This is a genomic window from Pseudomonas sp. Sample_16 (assembly GCF_004307665.1).
Taxonomy (GTDB): Bacteria; Pseudomonadota; Gammaproteobacteria; order Pseudomonadales; family Pseudomonadaceae; genus Aquipseudomonas.
Map to the genome: position 1 here is coordinate 1 of NZ_RCOB01000107.1, position 6,121 is coordinate 6,121.

At 60.5% G+C, this 6,121-nt stretch carries 6 protein-coding genes; 3 read left to right on the top strand and 3 right to left on the bottom strand.

Annotation, left to right across the window (positions count from 1 at the left end; all coding sequences use genetic code 11):
* From D8U69_RS15305 to D8U69_RS15315, 3 genes are all read right to left on the bottom strand, one after another.
* Positions 1-2,045: DUF3772 domain-containing protein (locus D8U69_RS15305; RefSeq protein ID WP_130907645.1), on the bottom strand; the 2,045-nt coding region annotated here is incomplete at its 3' end.
* Positions 2,046-2,149: 104 nt separating this feature from the next.
* Positions 2,150-2,638, bottom strand: a complete 489-nt coding sequence (locus D8U69_RS15310) for a DUF6644 family protein (RefSeq protein ID WP_130903656.1) — start codon at positions 2,636-2,638, stop codon at positions 2,150-2,152.
* Positions 2,638-2,988, bottom strand: coding sequence for a DUF6152 family protein (locus D8U69_RS15315; protein ID WP_130907646.1), 351 nt, complete (start codon positions 2,986-2,988; stop codon positions 2,638-2,640). The genes D8U69_RS15310 and D8U69_RS15315 overlap by 1 nt, the downstream gene beginning before the upstream one ends.
* 204 nt (positions 2,989-3,192) lie before the next feature.
* Here D8U69_RS15315 and D8U69_RS15320 point away from each other — a divergent pair, with 204 nt between their 5' ends.
* From D8U69_RS15320 to D8U69_RS15330, 3 genes are all read left to right on the top strand, one after another.
* Positions 3,193-4,158, top strand: coding sequence for a tripartite tricarboxylate transporter substrate-binding protein (locus D8U69_RS15320; RefSeq protein ID WP_130907647.1), 966 nt, complete (start codon positions 3,193-3,195; stop codon positions 4,156-4,158).
* A gap of 1 nt (position 4,159) precedes the next feature.
* Positions 4,160-4,642 (top strand): tripartite tricarboxylate transporter TctB family protein, encoded by a 483-nt coding sequence (locus tag D8U69_RS15325; RefSeq protein ID WP_056853745.1) that lies wholly within the window; start codon positions 4,160-4,162, stop codon positions 4,640-4,642.
* 24 nt (positions 4,643-4,666) lie between these two features.
* On the top strand, positions 4,667-6,121 hold a 1,455-nt coding region (locus tag D8U69_RS15330; protein WP_130907648.1), incomplete at its 3' end, for a tripartite tricarboxylate transporter permease.

Genomic DNA, 6,121 nt, shown 5'->3' on the forward strand with positions numbered 1-6,121 from the left:
GGCACGATCACGATCGAGCGGTCGGCCAGCTGTATTTCGGTGGCCCGCACGTTGATGCGGCGGATGTCGCCCTCGACACCGCTGATGCTGATCAGATCACCGACCTTCACCGGGCGCTCGGTCAGCAGGATGATGCCCGAGACGAAATTCTTGACGATCTCCTGCAAGCCGAAGCCAATGCCCACCGACAAGGCGCTGACAATCCAGGCCAGATTGGTCCATTTGACCCCCAGCGACGACAACATCAGCAAAATCACCAACGCGTAGCCGATGTTGGAGAACAAGGTACTGAGCGAGGCACACATGCCGGGGTCCATTTCGGTTTTCGGCAGGAATTCGTTGTCCAGCCAGCGCCGCAGCGAACGGATCAGGTAAATGCCGATGATCAGCGCAAGCAGGGCTTGCAAGAGGTTGGCAGGGACGATGTTCAGTTTGCGCAAGCCGTCGCCGCCGAGGATCGCCAGAATGTTGGTGGCCAGTTGGCCGAGCGTCGACCCGACCCCACCCACCACCAGCGTGATCAACGCCAGCAGCAGGAGCGTGGCTCGACCGGCACCGGACAGGATGATGGAAATCTGTTCCAGGCGCGTATCGCCAATGCCCAGTAATTGCTTGATCGCTTTTCCCGTGGAGTATCGGGGGGAAAACAGGTACTCGCAGCCGTCCTTCACCAACTGGATCAGCAAGTAGAAGCCAGCGAAAATGATAAAAAACCAGACCAGTTCGTAAGTGATGAAACGTGCCAGCGAGATGTAGCCGATCAGCAAGGCCAGTAAGGAAATCACGATTGCGATGCTGGCAAAGGCATAGATCAAACCCGCCAGAGTGCGACCGGCTTCGGGGGCGGTGCCAGCCATGACCATGGCCCGGCGCGTTTTGCTGACTCGCAGCAGCAGCGAACCGATCAATAACGAAATGACCAGCGCAACAAAGCCCCTGACAGAAATCACCACCTGCGAGCTCATGCCGGTGGCATTGGTGATCTGCGCCAGCGACACCAGCACCAGCAGCGCACCGGCCAACCGCAAGGGAAAGGGTTTGATCACCAGTGCGAGCGGGTCGGCAAAAGCCGGCAGCCGCCACGAAGGGTGTTCGGTGGACAGCAGCGCGCGGCTCAGGCCAGTGATCAGCACGCAGGTATAGATGATTTTTTCAAAGTCCTGGGAAAACCCGCTGAGTTGTGGCGTCAGGGGCAGCTCTCGGGTGACGGTAAAAAACAGCAACTGCAGGGCAATCCAGGCAGAGAGGATCGTGGCGATTACCGAGGCCAACGCCAGCGAGCTTCGTCGCAGGCGACCTTCTGGCATTCGATGAATGCACAACCAGGTCAGCCCGCGTTCGGCGACCCTACGACCGGAGATCCAGAAAACCAGGGCCAGGGCGAGCAGCAGGCAGGTCAACAGGCGCTCGCCCGGCTGCCAGGTGGCGCCAAGCGTGGCACGGATCTGCTGGATGAACGCGCTGAACTTTTGCCGATCTTCCGCTGGCGGATTGAGCAATGTCGACCAGAACCAGGGGTTGAGCACGCTGCGGGTCTGCTGGGTCACCTCGGTTTCCAGCAAGCTGCGGCGGATGGCGGCGATCTGAGTCAACAGTTCGGCGGCGCTGGCTTTTAGGGTTTCCAGGGTTTTCAGACGGGCGTCGACCTGATTTTTTTGCTCGGTGAGGGCGGCTCTCTGACTGGCGATTTCGGATTTCTCGAGCCCGGCACCGGGCAGGGGCGTCGGCCCCAACACCCCCAGTTGCGCCTGCAATTGGGCCTGTTCGGGCATTAACAGCGCCGTGAGCCGATCAATCTCGCGGATAAGGGCCTGAAGTAGATCCTGAGGAGCTTCCAGCTGACTGTAATTGCTGGCCAGGGATACCTGCTGTTTGAGGTTGCCGAGTTGGACCATCAATGCGTCCAGATCACTTTCAGAGACGCTGGCGAGCGCAGGTGTTGAAGTGGCAACAGGGGGCGCGAGCGGTTGCGCCGCCGACAGCATCCCGACGTTCGACCCGAACAATAAAGCGATGAGAATCACGAAGCTCACAGCATGGCGCATCGGCGTGCTCGACTGGTTGTGTTACTCAGCCTATGAGGTTAGGTCATGAGCCACGATATCGAGGCTTTTTTGCTCGAAGACACCTCTGGAACGCAGCGGATGGTTCAGGTGTAGGCCAGCAATCGGCCGCAGAGAATCACGCTGACCCAAAGAACGATGGAAAACAGTGCCTGCAGTTTGGCCACGCCCGGCGCAGGGTTGACGGTATTCCACGCCGTGACGGAACGGTACACGCCGACATGGAACAGCACGGCGTTGAGCCCCGCCGTGGCGATCAGGCACAGCTTGAGGATGAAAATATCATTGGAGGCGAAGTCGTGAGGGTGGGCGGAAAACATCATCAAACCAGCCGGTACGATCAACAGCAGGGCCGCCACGGACCATGGCAGCAGATGGCGGGCGAGAGCGGTCACCTGAATGTTGCGCGATACGCCGAGCACCCGCAGGTCGAACATCACCACCGAACCGACCAGTATTGCGAAGCCGAGGATGTGCACCACCTCCACCAGCGGATACAGCCACAAGTCACCGCGCATGGCTGAGCCGAGCGACGAATCATTCAGCCAGTCCATCCAGCCCTGGTTGGCTTCCATCAGCGCAACTCGGTGGTTTTGTCGCCGATCGTGATGCGTTCTGCGCGCAATTCATCGGGCTTGTTGCGGTTTTGATAACCGACGACCGTTGCCTGATTCCCCTCTACCAGCATTTCTTTCGTCAGGCCGCGGTTTTCCATGCGTGAGGGCGGGGCGAGCACCACGTTCCAGGTCTTGTCTGCGGTTTTCAGGTTCACGAAGCCGTGGGGGTGTGAGTAACCGGACGCTTCAATGGTGCCGCTCAGTTGCAGGGGTTTGCTGGAGTCGTATTCGCTCCAGCCGTGATGGGCAAATGCCGCAGTGGCCACCAACAGCAAAGACGCGCCAAAGCCCTTGAGCATGATGTGCATGACAGGGTTCTCCTGTTGAAGATCGTTTTGCGAAGCTGCTTTTCAGGATAGATGGCCTGTTTCGGTGGCTGGAATACCCCGACCAATAGAATGTTTCAGGCTGTGACGCAGGGCTCGCCAGGCTCGGCAGGCCTTCGACGGAACCATGTTCTACGCTTATCCGCAGATACCACCCATAACAACAATGCTAAAGGGAGAGACACCATGTCCGCTTTGTTTCGTCGCGTCGGTCACCGCCTGGCTGTGGGCCTTGTGGCTGTAGCGCTCACAACGCCCGCACTGGCGCTGGATACCGTCAAGTTCATGGCCCCTGGTTCTGTAGGCGGCGGCTATGACCAGACGGCCCGAGTGCTGGGCAAAGCCCTGATAGAAGCCAAGGCTGCCAAAGCCGTCACCTTCGAGAACAAGGGTGGCGCGGGCGGTACGCTGGGGTTGGCGCAGTTTGCCAACAGCACCAAAGGCGACCCGAATGCGTTGCTGGTGGTCGGGGCGATCATGGTCGCGGGCATCGAACAGAACAAACCGCAGATCACCTTGAAGGACGTCACGCCGATTGCCCGGCTGTTTACCGAATACAACGTGATCGCCGTGCGCAAGGAATCGCCTTACAAAACCCTGGATGACCTGATCAAGGACTTCAAGGCCAAGCCTTCCAGCGTGACCTGGGGTGGCGGCTCAAAAGGCTCCATCGACCACATCGGCATTGCCGAACTGGCCGGCAAACTGGATGTTCCGGTCAATAAAGTGAATTACATCGCCACTGGCGGCGGCGGTGAGATCGTCGCCCAGACCCTGGGCGGCCAAATCAAGGTGCTGACCGGGGGCTATGCCGAACTCGGTCAATACATCAAGAATGGCCAGATCCGCGTGCTCGCCATCGGTGCGCCCGAGCGTGTTCCGGAGATCGATGCGCCCACCCTCAAGGAAAGTGGCTACGACGTGATCATCGGTAACTGGCGCGGTGTCTACGGCGCGGCGAACCTCACGCCCGAACAGCGTAAAGAGGTGACCGACGCGGTGCTGGCCGCCAGCAAAAGCAAAATCTGGCAAGACAATATTCGCACCAATGCCTGGACCGAGAGCGTCCTGACCGGTGATGACTTCGGCAAATTCGTCGACGAAGAGCACGTTCGGTTGCGTGCGATGCTGGTCAAGGTCGGGCTGCTCTGAGATGGCCGCGCCCCGTGCAGTCGTGCCGACGCAATTGGCGATCGGCATCGCCCTGATCGTCCTCAGCGCCGTGTTGGCGGTGGGGGCCTTTCGGTTTCCGCCCGAGATGGGCTTCGTCATTCTGCCGGCGTACGTCTATCCCTACGCGGTCGCGGGGTTTCTGTGTGCGGTGGGCGTTTTGCTCAGTTATCAGGCGCTCAGCGGTGGTTTCCGCGAGCTCGACGGCAGCAATCCCGGCATAGCGGGTGGCAAGCTTGGCGCGGCCTGGGTGACCGGAGGACTCCTGGGTGTGGCGCTGCTGATCAACCTCATCGGCTTCGTGCTGGCTGCCGGGTTGCTGTTTGCCTGCGCGGCCCGGGGTTTTGGCAGTCGCCATCCGTTGCGCGACCTGGCTATCGGCATTGCCCTGACGCTACCGATTTATTGGCTGTTCAACGCCGGGCTGGGGGTTTCCCTGCCGCCGCTGGTCAATGCCTGGATCTGATCCAGGCCAAAGGAGATCGACCGCGTGGACATTCTTGCAAATCTGGCCATGGGATTCTCCGCAGCGCTGACGCCGATCAATCTGATGTGGGGGTTTGTCGGTTGTTTGCTCGGCACTGCCATTGGCGTTCTGCCGGGGATCGGGCCGGCGCTGACCGTGGCGTTGCTGCTGCCGATCACCGCCAAGGTCGATCCGACCGGTGCGCTGATCATGTTTGCCGGGATTTACTACGGCGCGCAATTCGGCGGGTCAACCACCTCGATTCTGCTCAATACCCCAGGTGAGTCGTCGTCCATGGTCACGGCGCTGGAGGGCAACCTCATGGCGCGCAATGGCCGTGCGGGACCGGCCCTGGCCACCGCGGCGATCGGCTCATTCGTCGCGGGTACGATCGCGACGATCCTGCTGACGCTGTTCGCACCGCTGGTGGCCAGGCTGGCGCTGAATTTTGGCCCGGCCGAGTATTTCGCGATCCTGGTGCTGTCGTTCACCACGGTGTCGGCAGTGCTCGGCGCGTCAATGTTGCGCGGCTTTGCGTCGCTGGGGATCGGATTGACCATCGGCATGATCGGCCTCGACTCAACCTCGGGTATTGCCCGCTACACCCTGGGCGTTCCCGAGTTGGTCGACGGCATTGAAGTGGTGCTGGTGGCAGTCGGTTTGTTTGCCGTCGGCGAGGCCCTGTACAGCCTGCTTTATCAATCGGAACAGGCAGAAGGGCGGCATCGCCTGACGTCGTTGTGGATGACCCGCGCCGACTGGAAACGCTCGGTGCCTGCCTGGCTGCGAGGCACGTTTATCGGCTTCCCGTTCGGCTCGATTCCGGCCGGTGGCGCGGAGATTCCGACGTTCCTGTCCTATTCCACCGAACGCAAACTCAGCAAGTACCCGAAAGAGTTTTCCGCCAACAAAGGCCAGGGCGCCATCGAAGGTGTGGCCGGCCCGGAAGCGGCCAACAACGCCAGTGCCACGGGCTCGCTGGTGCCGTTGCTGACCCTGGGCATTCCCACGTCGGCGACGGCGGCAATCCTGTTGGCGGCGTTCCAGAACTACAACCTGCAACCGGGGCCGATGCTGTTTGAAACCTCCGCCGACCTGGTCTGGACCCTGGTGGCTTCGCTGTATATCGGCAACGTCATCCTGCTGGTGCTGAACCTGCCGCTGGTGGGGCTGTGGGTCAAATTGCTGCAGATTCCCCGACCGTACCTGAACGCCGGGATTCTGGTCTTCGCCACCATCGGCGTGTACGGCATGCGCCATTCGTCTTTCGACTTGCTGCTGATGTTGGCTATCGGCTGGGCCGGTGTGCTGATGCGGCGCTTCGATTTCCCGGTGGCGCCAGTGATTGTCGGCATGCTCCTGGGGCCAATGGCCGAAAAGCAACTGCGCAACGCCTTGTCCATCAGCGAGGGCGACTGGACGATATTTTTCACCCAGCCGATCTCGGCGTTTTTCATGGCCCTGACATTGTTGGTGCTG

What these genes read in the sequence shown, in the direction of transcription:
- D8U69_RS15310 (WP_130903656.1), bottom strand. Translation starts at nt 2,638, where the DNA reads ATGGAAGCCAACCAGGGCTGGATGGACTGGCTGAATGATTCGTCGCTC.
- D8U69_RS15320 (WP_130907647.1), top strand. Translation starts at nt 3,193, where the DNA reads ATGTCCGCTTTGTTTCGTCGCGTCGGTCACCGCCTGGCTGTGGGCCTT.
- D8U69_RS15315 (WP_130907646.1), bottom strand. Translation starts at nt 2,988, where the DNA reads ATGCACATCATGCTCAAGGGCTTTGGCGCGTCTTTGCTGTTGGTGGCC.
- D8U69_RS15325 (WP_056853745.1), top strand. Translation starts at nt 4,160, where the DNA reads ATGGCCGCGCCCCGTGCAGTCGTGCCGACGCAATTGGCGATCGGCATC.